The organism is Labrys sp. Lb11, from assembly GCF_057554225.1.
Genome location: NZ_BAAJOT010000001.1, coordinates 1,001,206 through 1,022,908, shown reverse-complemented (window position 1 = coordinate 1,022,908; position 21,703 = coordinate 1,001,206). Strand labels below are relative to the sequence as shown.

Sequence of the window (21,703 nt, the reverse complement as noted above, 5' to 3'; positions counted from 1 at the left end):
GGCAGACATCCGCCGTACGCGAGGCCAGGCCTGTGCCGGCCTGCGGGCCGCATTCCCCCTACCCCGGAAGAGTGACGAGCAGCCACGTGCCGGCGACAATGCAGGCAGCGCCCGCGGCCTGTGCGATCACCGCGCCCGCCGGCGCCAGCTTCTCCAGGAGGACGATGATGGTGATCGCCGCGATCCAGAGAATGTTCATCACGCCGCCCACGAAGAGGAGCGCCATCAGCGCCCAGCAGCAGCCGACACAGTAGGCGCCGTGGCGGGCGCCAAGCCTCAGCGAACCGAGCACGGTGCCGGAGAAGCCGCCATGCCTCTGCAGGAAGGCGAGCGGCGCCTGGCATTGCGCGAGGCACGCATGCTTCCAGGGCGTCCACTGGTAGAGGCCGACGGCGATCAGGAGCCCGCCGGCCAGGCCGCGGCCGGCGCTTGCCATGGCGGGCGTCATCAGCTTCAGGCTCTCCAGTCCCCATTGCGCCCCGGTGGCGGCGAGCGAAAAGCCGAACCAGGCCAGAAGGTATCCGGCCACGAACCACAGGCTCGCGGCAAAGGGCTGCCGGCGTTCGACCGCCTGCCGCGCTACCCGCGCATAGATCAGGATCATCGGCGCCGCGGAGGGCGTCATCATCCCGACCATCATCACGGCCCACATGGCGAAGGTGAAGCCGAAATCGGTAGCAGACCAGGCCTGCGGCAGGGCCTCCGACGGCGCGCTCATCCCACCGGTCATATCCATGCCGGGCATGTCCATGCCCGCTGTGTCGGCCCCCGGCGCGCCCGTACCCGCCGGCATCCCGGCGGCAAGCCGCAGGATGTCGGCCCAGGCCAGCCCGGTCATGGCGAGAAGGGCGGCGACGATGACCCAGCGGTCGCGCCGCAGCAGGCCTTCAAGGGCCGCGCCTGGCATCGGCGTTCAGTGGACGACGCCGTCCTGGGTCATGTCGAGCTCACAGAAATGAGCATGGGAATCGCTCAGGTCGAGCATGACCGGCCCGGATGTCTTGGCCCAGCCGCGCCCGACCTCCGCCAGGGCATATTCGAAGCCGTGCGGCAGATCGATGCGAACCCGATGCTCCGCGCCCGTCACCGGGTTCAGGATCGGCTCGCCCCGTGCCTCTATGAAGCCCGGCACGCGCAGGCGGGCGGCACGCGCCGGCACGTCGATCTCGAGATCGATGTCGGCAAAGATCGGGGGATGCAGTGTCTCGGTCACGGTCGACAGGATCTGGAAGATCGTGCCGCCGGGCACGGTGTCCTCACCGCCGAAGATGCGCAGCAGGGCCTTGCGCTGTTCCGGGCCGGCCCGCTGGTCGATCGCGACGGCGCCTGTGCCGTGCCCCTCGTGCAAAGCGCCCGGGAAGGAGAACACGGCTGCGGCCTTCAGCCCGTCGAGCCGCACGGTGCCGTGATGGCCGCGGTCAATGGCAATGCCGATGACGGCTGTGCAGTTGCCGTGGGTCGGCAAGGCATTGAACTGGCAGGGGCAGCCATAGGCGCAGTTGCAATGGGCAAATTCGCGCGCCTTGATCGTCCATTCGACGTTCGTCATCGCAGCGTCTCCCCGATGCTGGGTGAGGCCGAGCTTCCAAACAACGCAATGGTCACGAAGCCGACACCTTACCACGCCGCTCCCCGGCCTCCAAGCGAGGCCGCGGGTGCGAACCGCCGCGGCGGCCGACGCCCCGGATGCAGGGGCGGCGCTCAGCCCATCATCAGCGCCACCGCCCGGTCGGCGACCGCCATGGCCGGGGCATTGGTGTTGCCGGAGACGATGGTCGGCATCATCGACAGGTCGAAGACGCGCAGGCCCTCGACGCCCCTCACCCGCAGTCTGGCGTCGAGCACGGCCTCGGGATCTCCGTCCGGACCCATGCGGCAGGTGCCGCAGGGGTGGTAGGTGGTCTTGACCATGCGCTTGCAATGAGCCTCGAGGTCGGCGTCGGAGACCTTGCCCGGCCCCGGAAAGAGCTCGCCGCTGAGGAGCTCGCGCATCGGCGAGGTCGCCATGATCCTGCGCGCGAAGCGCACGCCCGCGACCTGCAGGCGCAGGTCGTCGGGGTGGCCGAAGAAGTTGCAGTCGACCAGCGGCGGCGCCGCCGGATCGGCCGAACGCAGTTTCACCGAGCCGCGCGCCTTGGGCCGCATCACGCCCGGCGTCAGCGTCACGCCCTCGCAGGGTTCGATGCCGGAGATATCACGGTCGAGATAGACCGTCGGCACGCAGTAGAGCTGGATCGTGCCCTCTTCGCCGCTCTCCTCCGGATCGACGAAGGCGCAGGATTCGACACCCGTCGTCGTCACGGGGCCGGACTTGAACAGGAGATACTGCAGGCCGTTGCGCAGCATCGTCAGGCCGCGGTCCTGGCCGAAATAGCCATAGGAACCGTTGGCGGCGGCGATCACAGGCACCTCGTGATGGTCCTGCAGGTTCTGCCCGACTCCGGGCAGGTCGACCTTCACCGGGATGCCGTGCTCCTTGAGGTGGGCGGCCGGGCCGATGCCCGACAGCATCAGCAATTTGGGCGTGATATAGGAGCCGGCGGTGAGGATGACCTCGGCGTCGGCACGCGCTTCCTTCTCCTGGCCGGCATGGACATAGCGCACGCCGAGGGCCCGCCCCTTCTCGATGATCACGCCGGTGACGCTGGCGCCGGCGACGATCGTGAGGCGCGGATCGCCCATAACCGGCGCAAGGAAGGCGTCTCGGGCGCTGCAGCGTCGGCGTGTGGCGCCGTCGATGGTGTGCTGCATGAAGCCGACACCGCGCTGCTGGGCGCCGTTGAAGTCGGGATTGTGCGGATAGCCCAGGCCTTGCACCGCCCGCACGAAGGCTTGGCTCATGGCGCAGTGATGGCCGAGATGCGAGACCTTCAACGGGCCGCCGACGCCGTGGAATTCGCCGGCGAGATGGTCATTGTCCTCCTGGCGCTTGAAATGCGGCAGCAGGTCGCGATAGCTCCAGCCCGAGCCCTGGCCGAGATAACGGTCCCAGCGGTCGTAGTCGGCAGCCTGGCCGCGCATGTAGACCATGGCATTGACGGCGCTGCCGCCGCCCAGCACGCGCCCCTGCGGAATGATCGGCGCCCGGCCGTCGAGCTGGGGCTGCGGCGCCGACTTGTGCATGGTCAGGTAGGCGTCGCTCGCCAGGAACTTCATGTAGCCGGCCGGCATGGCCAGGATCGGGCTGGATTTTTCCGGCCCGGCCTCCAGCAGCAGGACGCGTGCGCCGTGGTCACGCACCAGCCGGCTCGCCGTGACGCAGCCGGAGCTGCCGCCGCCGGCGACGATGTAGTCGTAGTCGCTCATCTGCTTCTTCGCTTCCGCAGCCCCGGCCTTCCCACCGCCGCGATGGAGAATTTCCCACGGCAACCGGCGGCGGACCATTGTCTCCCGAAACCTCTCATGCACATGCGAGCGCTGTCAATGTCATATGTAACTGATCATTGACATTTGCCAACGACAATGCGAGCCATGCATGCCTGCGATCTCGCCGTGACGCCTGCGTCTTCCCTCCTCCCTTCGGGAAGGGGGTAGGTCGGCGTGGCGCATGAAGACGTTGTCCGCGAACGGAGACCATGGAGGCTTCCACGCCCGCACGAAAGGGACGCCAGGGTCCCGACAAAGCACCCGCGGAGGGCGGCAGGCCGACGGCCCTCAAGGGCCTGGGCTTCGACCCCGTTGTCGCGGCAGCCTGGCTCTACTACCAGGACGAGTTGACGCAGAGCGAGATCGCCGCGCTCATCGGCGTCTCGCGCGCCACGGTCGTCAACCTGCTCGGCGAAGCCCGCCGGCGCGGGGTGGTGCATGTATCACTGGACCCCGGCCATTTCGAGCGCGTCAGCCTGGCGCGCGACCTCGGCGCTCGCTACGGCCTCGAGGACTGCGTCCTGATCCCCGACGATGGCGGCACCGGCCATCCGTCCGAGCGGATCGGTGCTGCGGGCGCGCAATTGCTGGCGCGGGAGCTGCGCTCGGGCGATCGGCTCGGCGTCTCCTTCGGCCGCACGGTCCTGGCGCTGTCCAAGGCGGTACCGGCTCCATCCCCGCCGCTCTCCGGCATCGAGGTGATCCAGGTCACCGGCAGCCTGACGGCCAAGGACGCCTTCTCTCCGGAACTGTGCACACTGAACGTCGCCACTCGGCTGCAGGGGCATTGCAACCACCTGCATGCGCCGATGTTCGTCTCGAGCCCGGCGGTCAGGGCGCTGCTGATGGCCGAACCCGCCCTCGTCAGTCATTTCGACCTTGCCCGCACCTGCAACCGGGTGGTGTTCGGCGTCGCCGACCTGACGACGGACGGCACCATCTTCGAGAGCGGCATGTTCACCCGCGCCGACATCGCTCCCTATGTCGCGCGCGGCGCGGTCGCCATCATTGCCAGCCATTTCGTCGACATCGACGGCCGCCCGGTGCACGGCGAACACCATGACCGGCTGATCGGCGTCACGCTCGAGGAACTGGCGGCCGTGCCGCAGCGGATCTGCGTGTCGGGCGGCCCGGACAAGGTCAACGCCCTGCGCGCTTCGCTCGCCGGCGGCTACGTCACGCACCTCGTCACCGACGAACCCACGGCGCTGGCGCTGCTGCGCCGGCCGTGACGCCGCGCCGTCAGGACAGTGGCGCGCGGCGGCCCTGCTTGCGCTTGGCGCGGCTCGGCTTGCCCTGCTGCTCCTGGACGAAGTGGGCATGCACGCCGCCGGTCAGGCGCACGACATTGGTCTCGAGGTTGGCATTCAGGCGCTTGCCCCGCACCACGTTCTGTCCCTGGGTCAGAACGACGTTGCCGGTGAGGCTTGCCGTGTTCCTGGCCATGTCGAACACGCCGGCGTCGCCCTGCGCCTTCTGGTCGGCCGAGGTCACGGTCACTGCACCGTCCGCCTCCAGCCGCTTGATGGACCGACCCTGCTCGCTCGGCGTCGCCTGTGCGGCGGCCTTGTCGGCGGTATCGTTGTAGAAGACGGTCAGCTTGCGCGAACGAAGGACCGACTCGCCCTGCGTCGCCACCACATTGCCGGTGAACACCACCTTCTGCTCGGCCTGGTCGGCCTCGAGGTTCTCGGAGGTGATGCTGATCGGCTGGTCGCTGTTGCCGGAAAAGCCCTGGAACAGGCCGGGCTGGCGGGCCGGCGCGGCGACCGCCGACGACGACACGGCGACGAGGAGACCCAAGGCCGCGCCTGTGATCGAAAGATGGCGCATACCGCTGCCATTGCTCCTGTTTCCGGCCACCGGGCGCCGCCGCATCGGCGGGCGACTCCGGTTGCCACGGTTCGCAGGCTAGCACATGTCGCGGTATGCGCCACCGCCGACGGCCGCGCCCGCCGGCAAGCCGGACGCAAGCCCGATCTCGCGCTCGATCACGGCCGCCCGTTCTTCCAGACCGGCCGCCTCGACCGGCACGCAATCATAGCCGAAGCGCCGATAGGCTTCGGCATGCACCGCCTCGAAACGCAGCGCCTCCTCGAAGCTGATCCGCCGGGCCTCGGTCGGCGTGACGAAGCCCAGGTTGCGGACGAAGAAAACCCGGCGCTGATAGATGCCCTCGCGCTCGATGCGCTCGATCTCCGCGAGCAGCCCGGCGGAGGGCTCGTAGCCGAGGAAGACGGCGAGCGCCCAGGTGCAGATCGGCGAACGGTCGAAGAGGACGATGCGATCCGTACAGGCCGAAGCGCGCGCCTCGCGCCGCCGCTGCAGGCCGGCGACCGCGTCGACGAAGGCCGGATCGGTCCATGGGGCGGGAACGCCTTGCGCCTGGGCCAGGGCGATGACGTCGCTCGCAGCCTCCTCGACCACGGCGTGGCCGCGGGTCTCCAGGAGGCGCAGGAGGCTGGTCTTGCCGGCGCCGGGGGCTCCTGTCAGCACGTATCGTTTCATTGGCACGTTCGCGATGCGAGGCGCCCGCGCCGCACGCGGTCGCCTGTCGATTTCAGGAAAGGTCGGGACAATCCCGCCTGGGGGGGCCGCGCCGCTGCGGCGCAACCGTTCCAGGGGCGCAGCCCGGGTGGTCGATGTCGGGGGAATAGGCGGACCTTAGAGCCCGCGCGCGCGGCGCGCAAGCGGCCGGCCGGCGCCACGGGATCTCGTCGCCCGGCCGGCCGCTCGACGCAGGACGATCCCGGACCGGGCCTACGCCACGGGATAGGGGCCTTCCGGGAAGGCGGTGTCATGGTAGCCCTTGCTGCCGACCGCGCGGGCAAGAGGGCTGCGGAAATCCGCTCCGGTGCGCAGGCTGGCCAGCACCTGCGCGAAATCATGTCCTGGCCGCCAGCCCAGTTCCTCGCGCGCCCGGCTGTTGACGTAGACACGCTCGATCTGCGGGAACAAGCTCCAGCCACGGGCGGCGTACAGCGCCTCGCATCCGGGGAAGAGCCGGCGAACGACATCCGGGGCGCTGCGCCGCAGGTCGGCCAGGTCGCCGGGGGAGAACGGCGTGGTCGCCGAGACGATATAGCGGGCGAAGCCGATCCGCGGCGCCGCCTCGACCGCCAGGAGATGGGCGTCGACCACGTCGGCGATGTCGACCCGGCGGTTGAGCATCTCGTTCGCCTGGACATTGGCCGTTTCGTAGCCGCCGCGGATCAGGGCGTCGTCGTCCGCCTCGGGGAAGAAGCGCGAGGTCAGCAGCACGATCACCGGCAGGCCGTGCCGGCGAAAGAACAGCTCGCACAGCCCCTCGGCCGCCACTTTGGTGACGCCGTAGATATTGCGCGGGATCGGCACGACCTCCTCCGTCACCCAGGCCGCCGGCTGGCCCGGCGCCGGCGTCAGGGCCGAGCCGAAGGTGCTGGTCGTCGAGGTGAAGACGAAGGATGCGACGCCCGCCGCCCTCGCCTCCTCCAGGAGGACCAGCGTGCCCATGACATTGGTGTCGACGAAGTCCTGGTAACCGTGGGTGGCGACATGGGGCTTGTGCAGGGTGGCCGAGTGGATCACCGCCCGCGCGCCGGCCATCTGCCGGCGGACGAAGTCGCGGTCGCCGATCGAGCCGACGGCGTCGGTGAAGGGCGAGGGCTTGATGTCGACGCCCCGGGCCGGCCGCCCCGCCTGCCGCAGGCTGCGCATCAGGGCCTCGCCCAGATGCCCGGCGCTTCCCGTCACAAGAATGGTCATGGCGGCCCGTCCCGCGTTCGAAGAGTCGTGTCGGGCGCAAGACTAGCAGCCGGCTTCGAAACCGGGCGACGCATAAAATATGCAGCCGGCTGCCCGCGTCAGGCGAGGGTCGTGACCAGGCGTCCGGCGGTGCCGTCCGACAGGGCAAGACGCTCCCACAGCACCTGTCCGGGCAGGATCGGCAGCACCGCATCGCCGTTGGCGCCGGTGTCGACCGTGAGCGAAGTCAGCCGTCCCTCGCGCCAGCCGCGCTCGCCGAGGGTCGCCTCGGCGGCCAGGATCTCGGCGGAGGCATAGATGAGCAGGGAACGGCCGAGGAAATCGGCCGGGTCCGCCCGCCACTCGGCGCGCCGCGCCGCGGAGGCCGCGAGCAGGCGATGCGTCCGGTCGCAGATCAGGTGCACGCGCTGCGTCGAGGATTCAACCAGGCGCTTCAGCGCGGCATCCTGCGCCGGAGCCGCCGAAGCCGTGAGCAGGCGCTGGATCGCTGCGGCGTGGGCTGCCGACGGCTTGAGCAGGCCGCGCTCCCAGCGGGACACGGTCGCCTGGTCGACGCCCAGAAGATCGGCCAGATGGTCCTGCTTCAGGCCCGCGAGCAGGCGCATGCGGCGCAGGACACGACCTTGCTCCATCACAGAAATCTCCCCGTCGCGGCTACCATCTCCGCCGACCAGTGGGACGCCCTTTTCCCGGCCCGTCAAGCGCCTTGGACCGGCGCCGCTGCACGCCCCGCCCCTTTGATCGGGGGCGAGCATAGTCAAGCTGATCGGATCGGGCCGGCCCGCCGGGAATGCCCCATCGCTCCCGCCTCGCCGCCTGCCGAATCGGTCCCGGCATCGCGCACGAAGCGGCCGAAGATATTGGCGCGGCTGGTCCAGCCGTTGATGCCGCCGCGATTGTTGCCGATCTGGTAGCTGCCGTTGCGCTCCGCCTTGACCAGGTGGAGATATTCGGCTCCGCGGACCTTGCAGAGCACGACGTCGCCCTTGGCGATCGTTTCGTCCGGGGCGATAGGCACGACCGTGACCAGTTGGCCGCTGGCGATGATCCCGGCCATGGAGCCTCCGCGCGGGCGGAACTGCACGGTCTGCCCGGCCTTCAGCCGCTCGATATGGGATGAAGCCCAGCCCATCCGTTTCCTGTCCTTGTTTGCCGGGTCGCCTGTGTGGCCTCGTGACCGTCAAGATTGCAGCCGGACCGGGTGGTCGGTGTACAGAAGCTGGTGACGCTCGCTCGCCTCCGCCCAGCTCGACGGCAAGCGCACGGTTTGAAGAAGAACGTCCTCGATGGCCGCCCGCATCTGCCGGGCGCAGATCTCGAATGGGACCCGCCCGACGCCCGTCCCCATGCCGGGAAAGGCGACCGTCCGGACATGCGGCGCTATCCTTTCGCCCGCCCGGTCTCCGGCCGGGAAGGAGCCGTGCCGGACGAGCAGCAGGGCGGCCCGCGTTGCCAGGAACGGGTTGACGGATCCCCTGTCCAACACCATCGGCACCCGCATGGTCGGCGCGGCAATCAGGTAGGGATGCCCGGCATTGCCGGTTTCGACCAGTTCGGCCCTGCCGACGAGGAGCTCGCCGTGGTGCCGCTCGAGGATCAGGCGGCGAAGCCGCGCCTGCACGTCCCAACCGAAGCGACGGGAATAGAGAGCGTCGATGCCGCCATCCATGAAGCCGTGGCTGTTGGCGGGACTGACGAGTGCGTCGCAGGCCACTTCGAAGATGGAGCCGCGATGGATGCGCACGCCGGGCAGGTCACCGCACGCCGCCTCCCAGGCATCGGCGAGCGGAGCCTGGGTCGCGGCCAGGACGATGGCGGGAGACGGTCGGCTCTCCGTCTCGACCGTGGTTCGATCCTGCCTGTCCGTCATGAGGTCCCCCGGCATGTCCGCGGCCGCCGCAGCGCCGTCGATGCAGCGGCGCGGCCTAGCTATCGGCCTTTTGCTCATCCTGGGCTATTGTGCGGCCTCGCGGCATCGTGTCGATCGGCACAGACGCACCGGAGCGGATGGTCCGGTAATCGCGGTGCTGGACATTCCAACGAACACTGGCATACCTGCCGCCTGCCATGAGTCAATCAAGTGGATACCTGTTGCGCGGCAAAGCTGAGTCTGAAAGGCTCCGCGCGATGACGAATTCCCTCGATATCGACGCCTTGCTCCGGGCGGCCGGGCTGACGCACCGCCTCGGCGCGTTCCAGGCGCATGGGATCGAGATCCATCACCTCGCCGACCTCACCGACGCCGATCTGCGCGAGCTGGAGCTGACCATCAGCGAGCGCAAGCGCTTTCGCGAGACGCTGCAGGGGGTCCAGCCCGCCATGTTCGAGCGGCCGGCGCCGACGCCGGCGGAACGGCGTCCCCTCACGGTCGCCTTCGTCGACCTCGTCGATTCCTCGGCTCTCGCCGAGCGGCTCGACGACGAGGACATGCTGGAGGTCATCCGCGACTATCGCGAATTCTGCAGCGCCATCATCGCCCGCTACGGCGGCAATGTCGTGCGCTTCGTCGGCGACGGCATCCTGGCTTATTTCTGCTACCCCATCGCCCATGAGAACGATCCGGAGCGGGCGGTGCGGGCTGCCCTGGAGATCGTCGACGGCATCTGCACGCTGCGTCCGCGGGCGGAGACGCCGCTGCAGGCGCGAATCGGCATCGCCACGGGCCGCGTCATCGTCGGGGACCTGCTGACGGCCGGCTTCGCCGACCGCCAGACCATCGTCGGCTCGACGCCCAATCTCGCCGCCCGCCTGCAGACCATCGTGCCTCCCAACGGCATCGCCATTTCCGAGGTGACGCATGAGCGGGTCGCGGCCCTGTTCGAATGCGAGGATCTCGGGCGACCGGAGCTGAAGGGGTTCGGCCAGTCCCAGCACGTGTTCCGCGTGATCAAGGAAACGCAGGAACGCGCCCGGACCGCGGCCGGCACGCCGATCCGCCTTACTCCGCTGTTCGCCCGGGAGAACGAGCTCTCGGTGCTGCAGGAACACTGGGCCGATGCCGACGCCGGACGGGGCGGCGCCGTCCTGGTGCTGGGCGAGCCCGGCATCGGCAAGTCGCGCCTGGTGGAGCGCTTCCTGGCGGTCCGGCGCGAGCGGCTGGCGACGGTCGTCACCCTGACGGGATCGCCGTTCAGCGAGAACACCCCGCTTCACCCCTTCCTGCTGCAGTTCCGGTCGCTGGCCAGCCGCGCCGCCACCGGGACCTCCTCGCAGATCGGCCTGGAAGAACTGCGGTCGGTGATGCGAGGTCCGCCGGCCAGCCGGGACCGGGCGGCCGAGGTGATCGGCCGGCTGCTCGGCCTGGTGCCGCCCGAGGTGGAGGGCGAGCTTTCCCCCGAAAGGCAGAAGCAGCTCCAGTTCGAGGTGCTGGCGGAGCAGCTCTTCGCACCGGCGAGCCAGGGGCCGCTCTGCGTCCTGGTCGAGGACCTGCACTGGTTCGACCCATCGTCGCGCGACCTGCTCCAGTTGATCCTCGACAAGGCGCGGACGCTGCCCATCCTGCTGGTGCTGACCTCGCGCGAGACCCCGGACGTTCGCGACTGGACCGCCACGGCGGCGATCCCCACGCTGCGGCTCGCCAGGCTCGACCATGACGAGGCCGCCGCCATGGTCCAGAGCCTGTTCGGCGACCAGCCGGTGCCGATGGAGGTCGCCTACCGGATCGCCGAGAAGACCGACGGCGTGCCGCTCTTCATCGAGGAGTTCGTCCGCCCGCTCCTGCGCTCGCAGACGCTCGTGGACTGGAGCAAGGTCGGCTTCGACCAGAGCGGCGCCGTGTCGATCCCGGCTTCGCTGCATGAGGCTTTCGTGGCGCGCCTCGACCATTCCGGCTCGGCCAAGGAGCTGGCGCAGGTCGCCGCCGTCATCGGCCGTGTCGTGCGCAGCGACGTGCTGGCGGCGGTGGCCGAGATCGCCGGTCCGGAACTGGAGGCGGCCCTGGCCGCACTGCAGGGGGCCGATGTGCTGCGGCCGATGACGGTCGCGGGCCAGGCCTGCTATGCCTTCGGCCACTCGCTGGTGCGCGACGCCGCCTATGACAGCCTGCTGCGCGAGCGCCGGCGCAGCCTGCATGCCCGCGCCGCCCACGCCATCCAGGCCTTGGATCCGGAGGCGACGCAGCTGCAGCCGGAACTGCTGGCCGTGCACCTGACCGAGGCCGGCCTCGGCGAGGAGGCGGTGCCGCACTGGCTGGCGGCTGGCCGGCGCAGCCTCGCCGGCTCCGCCCCCCTGGAAGCGACGCGGCTGCTGGAGCGCGGCCTCAAGCTTCTGCAGACCCTGCCGCAGACACCCCGGAACCTGGATCTGAGGCTGGAGCTGGTCGCCCTGCTCGGCCCCGCCCTCTTCGCGGTCAAGGGGACGGGCTCGGAGGACGCCCATGCGCTCTATCACGAGGCCTATGAGATCTGCCTCGGCATGCCGGACGGCGGCGACCGGCAGTTTCCGATCTACTGGGGCTGGTGGCGCGTCTCGCGCAACTATCACGTGATGAAGGGCCGCGCCGAAGCGCTCTACCAGCGCGCCCGCAACCGCCAGGATTCGGAATTCCTGCTGCAGGCGCATCACTGCAACTGGGCCAGCCACTATATGGCGGGCGACCTGAAGCGCTGCTGCGAGCATATCGAGGCCGGCCTCGCCATCTATGAAAGCGGCGACTTCCGCGACCATGCCTCGCTCTACGGCAATCACGACGCCAAGGTCTGCGCCCACGGCTCGGCCGCCCAGACCTACTGGATGCAGGGCCGGCTCGACGCAGCCAGCGCCGAGGAGAAGAAGTCGCTCGCCTGGGCCTGGGAACTGCGCCATCTCGGCAGCACGATGCACGCCATGGACATGGCGCTGCTGCACCAGAGCTATCGGCGCGACCATGCCCGCACCCTGCGGCAGGCGGAGGAACTGATCGGCTTCGCCTCGGACCGGGGTTTTGCCGATCATGCCGCCAAGGGCCTGATCTTCCGCGGCTGGGCCATCGCGATGCTGGGCGATCCGACGAGCGGCCTGGAGATGCTCGAGAAGGGCCTCGGCCAGCAGCGCCGGATCAACACCATCGAGGATTTTCCGATCTATGTCTGCCTCTACGCCGACGTGCTTGCCGCCGCAGGCCAGCCGGCCCGGGCCCTGGAGGAGTTGCAGACGGCGCGGCAGGAATTCGATGCGGTCGGCCTCAGCAACTGGCTGCCCGAGGTCTGGCGGATGACCGGCGACATGATCCTGGCCGCCACGCCGGCGGAGATCGAAGCGGCCGGCGCCGCCTATGCCGAGTCGCGTCGCATCGCCGAGCAGCAAGGCGCGCAGATGCTGATCCTGCGGACCGCCATCAGCGAAACGCGCCTCGCCGCGCGGCTCGGCCGGCTCGACGAAGCCCTCGCCGCCCTCAGGGCGGCCCGTGTCCCGATTGTCGGCAATGGCAGCCTCGACCTGCGCGACGCCGGCAAGCTGCTCGAGGCAGCGCCCCGGTCCGGCGGCGGCCCGTCGGACATCCCCTTCGCGCCCTGGATATGGGCATGACGGCTCCGCCCCGGCCCGCAGTCCCATCGGGGCGCGTGGCCGGCGCGGACCTGCCGCAGGCCGGAACCGGCGATCCGGAGGTGGTGCTCGCCCGGCTGCTGCCGCTGATGCCGGCTCTCGGCATCACCCGCCTCGCGGTCCTGACCGGGCTCGATATCGTTGGCATCCCGGTGGCCGCGGCGGTGCGGCCCAATTCGCGCTCCCTGGCCGTGCACCAGGGCAAGGGCTTCAGCCTCGCCGCCGCCAAGGTCTCCGCGCTGATGGAAGCGGCGGAAGCCTGCCATGCCGAGGCCATCGACGCGCCGCTGCGATGGGGACGGCGGGGAGAACTCGGTGTGCCGACCGTCGATCCCTCGGCGCTTCCCCGGGCGCCGGGGCAGGCCGATCCGGAGCGCGAGCGCTTCCTGTGGATCGAGGGGCGGGACCTCATGGACGGCGGCCGGTGTTGGGTGCCCTACGAGCTCGTCCATGCCGATTACACCACCGCGCAACCGGCCGGCAGCGGCCTGTTCCAGGCCACCACCAACGGCCTCGGCGCCGGCGCCACGCCGGAGGGGGCGATGGCGCACGGGCTGTGCGAGGCGATCGAGCGTGATGCCGTCGCGCTCTGGTACGGCGCCGGCGGCGCTCTCGGCCCACGCGCCCGGCCCGTCGACCTCGGCACGATCGGAGACGGTGACTGCGCCGCGCTGCTCCGGCATCTCGCCGGGGTGGGCCTCGGCGTCGCCGCCTGGGAGGCCACCTCCGATATCGGCCTGCCGGTCTTCGTCTGCCTCGTCGCCGCGCCCGACGGAGACCCCGAGGGTGTCGCGGCCGAGCTCGGCGCCGGATGCCACGCCGATCCGGCGGCGGCGCTGGCGCGCGCCCTGCTCGAAGCCGTGCAGGGACGCCTCACCCGCATTTCCGGGGCGCGGGACGATTTCGAACCGGACTCCTACGAGGCGCGGGAGCGCGCGCGCTGGGCCGCGCAGGCGAGAGCCTGGCTCGCCGCTGCCGGCCGCGGACCGCGTCACCCCATGCCGCCGCCCCGGACCGCGGCAGCGGCCTCCCCGCTTCCGACGATCCTCGACCGCCTCCGGCAGGCAGGGTTCGCCCAGGCCGTCTGGGTCGACCTGACCCGGCCCGAACTCGGCATCCCGGTCGGCCGTGCCATCGTGCCGGGCCTGGAAGGCCCCTGGCAGCCGGACGGGGAATATGTGCCCGGCCGGCGGGCGCAGGGAACGGGGCGTCCGGGAATAAGCGCTTCGTTACAGTCATCGGTCGAACACCCCCTCTCGACCGCCAAGGCCGGACTTATCCCCGTAGACGCTAGGATAGGGCCGGACCATGGCGCTTCCGAGAAAGGCGACGCCCACGTTGAGTCACTTATTGATGAGCGGTCTCTTATTCCCAGCCCACGCCGAACGGTGCCACGATGAGCGGCCCCGTCGTCATCTTCCTCGGCCCCTCCCTCGGCCTCGCCGAGGCCAAGGCGCTGCTGCCTGGGGCTCGCTTCCTGCCTCCGGCCCGGCAGGGCGATGTCTATCGCGCCGTGCGTGACTATCGGCCGGCCCGGATCGGCCTGATCGACGGCCTGTTCCTGAACGTGCCGGCGGTGTGGCACCGCGAAATCCTCTGGGCCCTGGGCCAGGGCGTCGCCATGTTCGGCGCGGCCAGCATGGGCGCCCTGCGCGCCGCCGAGCTCGCGGACTACGGCATGATCGGCGTCGGCAAGATCTGCGCTGCCTTCCGCGCCGGCCGCTATCCGCCGTTCGACGACCCGTTCGAGGACGATGACGAAGTGGCGGTGGCGCACGCGCCCGAGGCGCTCGGCAGCATGGCGGTCTCGGACGCGATGGTCGACCTGCGCGAGACGCTGGCGCTCGCCGAGGCTCATGGGCTGATCGACCGCGGCGAACGTGACCGGCTCGCGGCTGCGATGAAACGCCTGCACTTTCCCGAGCGCAGCTTCGCCCGCTTGGCCGAAGCCGCCGGGGCCGAAATCGAGGCCGGCCGGGCCGGTGTCCTCCCGGCCTGGCTGGAACGCCATCGCGTCTCGCAGAAGGCTCGCGACGCAGCCGAGCTCATCGGCCGTCTCGCCCGCGGCGAAGCGGCGCCGGAGCCGGTCCCGTTCGAGCTGGAGAGGGCCCTGGTCTGGGAGCGCTTCGTGGAGGCTGAAGAGGAAGCGGACGCCTCGCCGGACGAAGCTGCGGTGCTGGCGGAACTCGGCCTCGACCCGCAGGCCTGGCGCGACGCCGCCTATGCCGCCATGGGACGCATGGCCGTCGGCCGGCCCTCGGAGGAAACGGATGCCGGGGCTGCGCTGGCCCGCTTCCGGCGGCGGCGCGGCCTCGCGAGCCGCGCTTCGATCGACGCATGGCTCGGCGACAATGCCTCCGGCGCCCGCGACCTGCCGCGCCTCGTCGCCGCCGAGGCCGCGGCCGAGGACGGCCTTGCCGAGGTGCCGCCCCGACGCCTCAGGCGAGCCGTGCTCGACCATCTGCGCCTGACCGGCGCCTTCGCCATGCTGTCCCGCCGTGCCCGCGACAAGGCGGCAGCGACCGGCGGCGATGCTGTCCGCCCGTCGGGGCCGCTGCGCGACGGCGCCCTTTCGTGGTATTTCGAAACGCGCCTCGGGGCGGGCACGCCGGCCTCGGTCGCCGCCCATGCCGCATCCGTCGGCTTCGCTCATGCAGAGGCCTTCGAGGACGCGGTCTGGCGCGAATTCGTCTTCGTCAGCGGGGCAAGGGATCCATGACGTTCGCCGGCACGCGCTTCCGCATCTATCCGCAATATGCCGCCGGCTACAGGGAGCCGGAAGTGGTGGCGCTGGCGCCGCCGCCCGGCAGCATCGGCCCCGGCCCAACCGATCGGACGATGTACGCCGTCCACCCGTGCGACAAACCCCTGCCCTATGATCCGCCGTCCTACATGCCACCCTATGCGGGCGCGGTGCTGCCCCCTGCCCGCCCCGACCGGCACGGGCATTTCGACCATATCGCCGTGGACACGCCGGAATTCCTGTCCGCTCACCTCTTCGGCTGCGCCCGGCACACGCTCGACATCTGGCAGGCCTATCTCGGCCGGCGGGTGGCGTGGTGGCACGCCGCCGCCTATCCCCTCGTCGAGCTCGTCCCGGTGGTGGACTGGGACAATGCCCAGTCCGGCCCCGGTTTCATCGAGACCGGACGGAAGATCGAGGGGGATGGCGAGGCCCTGCTCTTCTGCCTGAACTTCGACGTCATCGCCCACGAGATGGGGCATGCCGTGCTGTTCTCCGAGGTCGGCGTGCCGCCGCCCGAACGGCTGTCGGGCCAGTTCCTCGCCTTCCACGAATCCTTCTCCGATCTCGTCGCTCTGGTCTCGGCCCTGCACTTCGACAGCGTCATCGACCGCCTCCTGGCACAGACCTCGGGCAATCTCTACGTTCTCAATCTCGTCAGCCGCATCGGCGAGATCTCCGACCTCGACCAGATCCGCACCGCCGACAATATCGTGAAGATGGCCGACGTCGCCGATCTCCGCCTTGCGACGGACGGCAGCTGGATCGACCCGGCCGGCCAGGACCGCAACGCCCACCACCTGGCGCAGCCGCTGACCGGCGCCATTTTCGACGCGCTCGTGGATCTCTACCAGGAGGGGCTGGTGCGGCGCGGAGCCATCGCCCCGCATCTCGATACGAGGTTCTGGCGACGGGACGAGGTCGAGGCGTCGCTGGACTGGGTGAACAGGGCCTCGGCACGGCAGTTCGAGCTCTTCGCCGAGGCTTTCCGCGCTTCGCTGCTCGAGGCACGCGACACGATCGGCGCCTGCATGGCGCATGTGATGCTGACGCTCGATCCGCAGGATCTGACCTTCGATCGCGTTGCCGCCCGGTTCATCGAGGCGAGCATCCGCCTTGGCCGGGCCGATCAGACCGACGCCTTCATCGATGATTTCCTGTGGCGCGGCATCGAGCCGCGACCGATCCTGCATGCCGGCCTCCCCCTGTCCGAAAGCGAATGGCGGCGCCTGCCCTATTCGGAACGGGCGCGGCGGGTGGCGGCGGCCAAGCGGCAGCACGACTGCCGCTGCGCGCACGCCGACACCTTCATCGCCACGCGCCGGCTGATGCCGCACACGCACCGCAGTGCGATTTCGAACAGACCCGCATTGTGAGTTGGCGTTAGGTCACCCGTCTAGTAATCTGTCCCGCAACCCCGGCGGCAAGACGGAAAGGAACCAGCCATGGCGGACCCCAGCAATCCCAGCAGCACCGCCGAAGGCGGACCCGGCCCCCGTTTCGACGAGAACCTGCTTGCCCCTTCCCTGGTCCGCCTGTTCGGACGCGAATTCCTCGGCTTGCAGCTCAACGAAGCCAACAATGCCGACGTTCTGGGACAGTTCAACTATCCGCGCAACCAGCTCGCCGCCAACCTGGCACCGGAGGATCGCGATCCGTACCGGGCGAGGCTCGCCAACATCTACGGCTTCAGCTACGAGGGCAACTATTACAAGATGTCGGCGCCGGCGATCTTCCTCGTGCACGGCCCCGGCTATCCCGTCACCGCCGGGCAGGATCCGATCGACCTGAGCACGCTCGGCGTCGAGTTCAAGGACCAGGTGTTTGCCTCGGGCGTGCGCATGTGGGGCTACGACAAGCTCGACCAGATGCTACGCATCGACGTCACCTCCGGCTGGCTGGAGGACATCCTGCTCGATGCCGAGCTCGGCGCAGTGAACGTGACGGGAGACGAGGACGGGGATCTGACGGGACGCTCGGCCATGACAGGACGTTCGGCCCTGGTTGGGCGCTCGGCCCTGGTCGGGCGATCGGCAATGACCGGCCGGCGTCGGAGGTAGCCTTCCCGGGCTGGGTCCTGCCCTCCAACCATACGCTTCGGCGGCCCTTTTGCCTCGGCGGAAGAAAGACAAGGCCTCGGAGGATGGATCCGCGTAGCGTCAGCTTCCCAAATTCGGATGCGGTCACAGAGATTACGGGCCGCTTCCGAGCCGCGGGGCTTATGCGCTAGAACATCGCCCGGGCCGCCACAGGGGCGGCCGTATCGAGGCCTGGAATGACCGAGTCGGAGTCCGGAGCGACGCCGGAGCAGACGGAACAGCTCGTCGCCTATCTGCGCGGCGCAGCCAGGCTCGACAGCGCCAGCCCGACCGCCTTGTACCAGCGCCTCGAAGGCGCCTTTCGCGGTGCCATCCGCGAGGCGCTGATCCCCCCCGGCACGGCCATCCCGGGCGAGCGCGATCTCGCCCAGCGCCTCAACCTCTCTCGCGTCACCGTCCGCAAGGCCATCAAGGCGCTGGTCGACGACCGGCTGCTGGTGCAGCGCCAGGGCGCCAGGACCAGCGTGGCGGACCGCGTGGAAAAGCCGGTCTCCCAGTTCAGCAGCTTCTCCCAGGACATGAGCGCCCGTGGCCACGTGCCGGGCACGGTCTGGCTCGGTCGCGAACGGGGCACCGCCCTGCCGGCGGAGGCGATGGCGCTCGGCCTGTCTCCGGGCGCGGAAGTCTGCCGGCTGCATCGCCTCAGGACGGCGGATGCCGAGCCGATGGCGATCGAGCTGTCCGTCGTGCCGGCCGAGTTCCTGCCGAGCCCCGAGCTGGTGGAGGCGTCGCTCTACGCCACGCTGGAGGCACAGGGCCATGTGCCGGTGCGCGCCCTGCAGCGCATGCGCTCGACCGTGGCGACGGTGGAGGAAGCCAGGCGCCTCGGTCTTCCCCGGCACGCACCGTTGCTGGAGATCGAGCGGCGCTGCTTCCTGGCCAATGGCCGCGCCGTCGAATATTGCCGCAGCCGCTATCGCGGCGACCGATACGATTTCCTGATGGAGCTGCATCGCTAGAGCAAAGCGCGTTTTGGTGGAAACGCGCTTTGCTCCAGCTCCCTGTTTCGACGCGTCTTTGCGACTTGACGCGATTCCGTCAAATCGCAAAACGCTCCAGGCCCTGCCGAGGACCTGTTTGCAAACTGGTCCTATACTGGTTGCATACCGGTTCATCCTGATCTATGATGCGTCATCACATTCGATGATGGGGATCCGCAGCGTGGAGACAGTGCTCGACCGCCTCGAAGGCAAGCTCGTCGTCTCGTGCCAGCCGGTCATCGACGGCCCGATGGATCGCACCGACATCGTCGTCGCCTTTGCGCTGGCGGCCGAGGCCGGCGGCGCGGCCGGCCTGCGGATCCAGGGCATCGATCACGTGCGCGCCGTCCGGGCCGCAACCCGCCTGCCGATCATCGGCCTCGTCAAGCGTGTCGATCCGGCGACACCGATCATCATCACGCCGACCAAGGACGACGTCTCGGCCCTCGCCGAAGCCGGCGCCGACATCGTTGCCTTCGACGCCACCCACCGGCCGAGGCCAGCGGCGGTCGGCGACCTCGTCGCCGCCGTGCACCGGGCCGGATGCATCGCCATGGCCGACATCGCCACCCCGGCGGAAGCGCGGGCCGCGCTGGCGGCGGGCAGCGAGGTCGTCGGGACCACGCTCTCGGGCTACACGGACGGCGCCGTGCCGGAGGACCCGGACATCGCGCTGGTGGCAGCCTGCGCCGGCCTTGGCGCACCGGTCTTCGCCGAGGGACGCTATCGCACCGCCGAGCAGATCGAGGCGGCGCGGCAGGCCGGCGCCTGGTCGGTGGTGGTCGGCTCGGCCGTGACTCGGCCCGAGCACATCACCGCCTGGTTCGCAGCCGCCATGGAGCGGTCCCGTCCCGCCGTGCCGGGAGGCAGCTGAGCCATGGCGACCGGGCCCGTCCTCGCCATCGACCTCGGCGGCACCAAGATCCTGGCGGCGCTGGTCGAACAGGCCCGGATTCTCGATATCGGCCAAGTCGCGACACCCCGCAACGCCGACGTCGAGGCCTGGATGGACGCAGTCGCCGGCCTCGCCTCGGCCTGGCGCGGGCAGTATGTCGCCGCCGGCGTCGCCGTCACCGGCGGCGTACGCGACGGGCGCTGGTTCGCGCTCAACCCGGGAACGCTGCCAGTCCCCGCCGGCTTTCCCCTTGTCGAGGCGCTCGCGGCGCGTCTCGGCGTCCCCGTCCTCGCCCGCAACGACGCCCAGGCAGCGGCCTGGGGCGAACATCGCCACGGCGCAGGCCAGGGCGCCGACATGCTGTTCCTCACCATCTCGACCGGCATCGGCGGCGGCATCGTCCAGGGCGGACGACTGATCGCGGGCCATCGCGGCCTCGCCGGCCATGTCGGCATCGGCCCGGTCGGCACTCCGGGCGGCGAGCGGCTGCTGGAGGAGGTCGGGTCCGGCGCGGCCCTGGCCCGCCTGGCCCGCGACGCCGGGCATGACGCAGCGCCGCCGGCGATCACCGCCGCGGCCGCGGCCGGCGAACCCTGGGCCGCGGCGCTGCTCGACCGGGTGATCGCACCGGTCGCCCTGCGGCTGCGGGCCCTGCAGCTGGAGCTCGATCCCGCCCTCTTCGTCATCGGTGGCGGCCTCGGCCTGGCGCCCGGCTACCTCGACCGGCTGCGCCGGGCCGTCGCGGCCGCGCCGGAGAACGTCCGGCCTGATCTTCGTGCCGCCGCGCTCGGCCCGAATGCAGGCCTCATCGGCATCGCCGATCTCGCATCCGCAGCAAGCAGCGCGTTGGAGGGGAAACAATGAGAAGACTGCTGACATCCGCCCTGTTCGGGCTGTGCGCCTTGATGGGCGCCGGGTCGATTGCGGCGCAAGCCGAGGTGACGGTCCTCGGTTGGCCCGGCGGCCCGGAGGAGACAGCCCTGCGCAAGGTCGCCGAGATCTACAATGCCCAGGCCGGCCTGGCGGACGCCGACAAGGTCAAGCTGATCTTCTTCAACCGCGACGGCTTCTGGGACAAGCTGCAGGCGGACCTCGCGGCCGGCTCCAAGGAGTTCGACCTCAACCTGCTGGCGACCTACGCCATCGGCAAATATGCGCCCTTCATGGACCCGATCACCCTGCCGGCCGCGGCCAAGGACGTGTTCGGCGAGAAGGTGCTGAAGACCATGGAGTTCGACGGCAAGCAATATGGCGTGCCGACCGACCTCTCCTTGCACTTCATGTATTTCCGCAAGGACCTGATCGACAAGCTTCAGACGGACGAGGCTTGGAAGAAGACCTATGGCGAGATCGCCCAGAAATATCTCGGCAAGGCGCTGAGCCCGAAGGACCCCGACGCCTGGACCTGGGACGACTGGGCGGCGACGGCGCTCTTCTTCACCAAGAGCATCAACCCGGGCAGCCCCGTGCGCTACGGCACGGCGCTGCAGATGAAGAACCTCCTGTTCAACATGATGGTGTTCCAGTCGCTGCCGCGCGCCTATGGCGGGGACTGGATGGATGCCTCCGGCAAGATCACGGTGGATTCGCCGGCCTACCGGACCGGGCTCGAGCTCTACAAGAAGCTCTATGACGCCGGCGCCTCGCCCAAGGACTCGCTCTCGGCCGAGTTCGCCGAGGCCAACGCCGCGTTCGGCTCGGGCCAGGTCGCGACCATGCTGCAGTGGAACGCCGCCTTCGCCGACCTCGACAACAAGGACAAGAACCCCGTCGTCGCCGGCAAGATCGGCACCGTGGCGCCTCCCTCGGGTCCGCAGGGCCGCTTCACCCACATCCACGGCCTCGGCTTCGGCCTCAACAAGGCCTCGGCCAACAAGGCGGGCGCGACGAAGTTCCTCGACTGGCTGGCCAGCCCCGACGCGATCGCGGCCTATGCCAAGGCGGGCGGCTCGCCCGCCGCCTCGGCCGCGGTGACCGACAAGCTGCCGGAGCGACCGGACCTGGCCAAGCTCGGCGCCTTCGCCGGCCAGTACGGCTACGTCATGACCGGCGCAACCTCGGCCAGCGCCCTCCCCGTCTACGAGGCGCAAGCCAAGGCCTTCACCGGCTACTGGGGCGGCACCACCACGCTGGACGCCGCCCTGGACGAGGCGACCAAGGCGATGACCGGGCTTCTGAAGAAATAGGACCGGACAAGCCGAGCCCTCTCCCGACTGGAGAGGGCTCGTCGGTGTCGTCCGAGAACAAGTGCCGCTGTTGTCGATTGGGCGCGACCTCTCAACTCGCCATGGCCAGGACTAGCCGGCCATGACGGCCCAGGTTGGTGCTTCGTTTCGGGAGACGCTTCGGCATC

Annotated in this window: 17 protein-coding genes and 1 pseudogene; 9 read left to right on the top strand and 9 right to left on the bottom strand. The window is 69.9% G+C overall.

Going from position 1 to position 21,703, the window contains the following annotated elements:
- Nucleotides 1-58 precede the first annotated feature (58 nt).
- The 3 genes from AC27L4_RS04770 to AC27L4_RS04760 form a co-directional block, all read right to left on the bottom strand.
- Nucleotides 59-907, bottom strand: coding sequence for a DUF2182 domain-containing protein (locus AC27L4_RS04770; protein ID WP_487140813.1), 849 nt, complete (start codon nucleotides 905-907; stop codon nucleotides 59-61).
- Nucleotides 908-913: 6 nt separating this feature from the next.
- Nucleotides 914-1,549, bottom strand: coding sequence for a DUF1326 domain-containing protein (locus AC27L4_RS04765; protein WP_487140812.1), 636 nt, complete (start codon nucleotides 1,547-1,549; stop codon nucleotides 914-916).
- A 152-nt stretch (nucleotides 1,550-1,701) separates the two neighbouring features.
- Entirely contained in the window at nucleotides 1,702-3,306 is a 1,605-nt protein-coding gene (locus AC27L4_RS04760; RefSeq protein ID WP_487140811.1) for a GMC family oxidoreductase, read from the bottom strand.
- Nucleotides 3,307-3,575: 269 nt separating this feature from the next.
- Between AC27L4_RS04760 and AC27L4_RS04755 the strand changes: the two genes are divergently transcribed.
- Entirely contained in the window at nucleotides 3,576-4,598 is a 1,023-nt protein-coding gene (locus tag AC27L4_RS04755) for a sugar-binding transcriptional regulator (RefSeq protein ID WP_487140810.1), read from the top strand.
- Between the two features lie 10 nt (nucleotides 4,599-4,608).
- Here AC27L4_RS04755 and AC27L4_RS04750 read toward each other — a convergent pair whose 3' ends face one another.
- The 6 genes from AC27L4_RS04750 to AC27L4_RS04725 all read right to left on the bottom strand — a co-directional run bounded on the left by AC27L4_RS04750 (nucleotide 4,609) and on the right by AC27L4_RS04725 (nucleotide 9,058).
- On the bottom strand, nucleotides 4,609-5,199 hold the full coding sequence (locus AC27L4_RS04750; protein WP_487140808.1) for an LptA/OstA family protein: 591 nt from the start codon (nucleotides 5,197-5,199) through the stop codon (nucleotides 4,609-4,611).
- A gap of 78 nt (nucleotides 5,200-5,277) precedes the next feature.
- Complete coding sequence (locus AC27L4_RS04745; protein WP_487140806.1) at nucleotides 5,278-5,862, bottom strand: AAA family ATPase; 585 nt, start codon at nucleotides 5,860-5,862, stop codon at nucleotides 5,278-5,280.
- 264 nt (nucleotides 5,863-6,126) lie between these two features.
- Entirely contained in the window at nucleotides 6,127-7,110 is a 984-nt protein-coding gene (locus AC27L4_RS04740; RefSeq protein WP_487140804.1) for an NAD-dependent epimerase/dehydratase family protein, read from the bottom strand.
- Nucleotides 7,111-7,208: 98 nt separating this feature from the next.
- A complete protein-coding gene (locus tag AC27L4_RS04735) occupies nucleotides 7,209-7,742 on the bottom strand; it encodes a helix-turn-helix transcriptional regulator (RefSeq protein WP_487140803.1) in 534 nt (177 codons plus the stop codon).
- A gap of 125 nt (nucleotides 7,743-7,867) precedes the next feature.
- Entirely contained in the window at nucleotides 7,868-8,242 is a 375-nt protein-coding gene (locus tag AC27L4_RS04730; protein ID WP_487140802.1) for a hypothetical protein, read from the bottom strand.
- Nucleotides 8,243-8,290: 48 nt separating this feature from the next.
- Complete coding sequence (locus AC27L4_RS04725; protein ID WP_487140801.1) at nucleotides 8,291-9,058, bottom strand: macro domain-containing protein; 768 nt, start codon at nucleotides 9,056-9,058, stop codon at nucleotides 8,291-8,293.
- 179 nt (nucleotides 9,059-9,237) lie between these two features.
- Here AC27L4_RS04725 and AC27L4_RS04720 point away from each other — a divergent pair, with 179 nt between their 5' ends.
- The 8 genes and pseudogenes from AC27L4_RS04720 (at nucleotide 9,238) to AC27L4_RS04685 (ending at nucleotide 21,536) form a co-directional block, all read left to right on the top strand.
- On the top strand, nucleotides 9,238-12,615 hold the full coding sequence (locus tag AC27L4_RS04720) for an ATP-binding protein (protein WP_487140800.1): 3,378 nt from the start codon (nucleotides 9,238-9,240) through the stop codon (nucleotides 12,613-12,615).
- On the top strand, nucleotides 12,612-14,033 hold the full coding sequence (locus AC27L4_RS04715) for a YcaO-like family protein (RefSeq protein ID WP_487140799.1): 1,422 nt from the start codon (nucleotides 12,612-12,614) through the stop codon (nucleotides 14,031-14,033). The genes AC27L4_RS04720 and AC27L4_RS04715 overlap by 4 nt, the downstream gene beginning before the upstream one ends.
- Nucleotides 14,030-15,352 (top strand): TfuA-like protein, encoded by a 1,323-nt coding sequence (locus tag AC27L4_RS04710; protein ID WP_487140798.1) that lies wholly within the window; start codon nucleotides 14,030-14,032, stop codon nucleotides 15,350-15,352. Before AC27L4_RS04715 ends, AC27L4_RS04710 begins: the two co-directional genes overlap by 4 nt.
- Nucleotides 15,349-16,752 carry a gluzincin family metallopeptidase gene (locus AC27L4_RS04705; protein ID WP_487140797.1) on the top strand — a complete coding sequence of 468 codons (1,404 nt, stop codon included), beginning with the start codon at nucleotides 15,349-15,351 and terminating at the stop codon, nucleotides 16,750-16,752. Before AC27L4_RS04710 ends, AC27L4_RS04705 begins: the two co-directional genes overlap by 4 nt.
- Before the next feature lie 69 nt (nucleotides 16,753-16,821).
- Nucleotides 16,822-17,436 carry a hypothetical protein gene (locus AC27L4_RS04700; protein WP_487140795.1) on the top strand — a complete coding sequence of 205 codons (615 nt, stop codon included), beginning with the start codon at nucleotides 16,822-16,824 and terminating at the stop codon, nucleotides 17,434-17,436.
- Nucleotides 17,437-17,651: 215 nt separating this feature from the next.
- Entirely contained in the window at nucleotides 17,652-18,434 is a 783-nt protein-coding gene (locus AC27L4_RS04695; RefSeq protein WP_487140793.1) for a GntR family transcriptional regulator, read from the top strand.
- A 187-nt stretch (nucleotides 18,435-18,621) separates the two neighbouring features.
- A pseudogene (locus AC27L4_RS04690) lies at nucleotides 18,622-20,214 on the top strand (putative N-acetylmannosamine-6-phosphate 2-epimerase).
- Nucleotides 20,211-21,536, top strand: coding sequence for an ABC transporter substrate-binding protein (locus AC27L4_RS04685; RefSeq protein WP_487140792.1), 1,326 nt, complete (start codon nucleotides 20,211-20,213; stop codon nucleotides 21,534-21,536). The pseudogene AC27L4_RS04690 and the gene AC27L4_RS04685 overlap by 4 nt, the downstream one beginning before the upstream one ends.
- The last annotated feature ends 167 nt before the right edge of the window (nucleotides 21,537-21,703 follow it).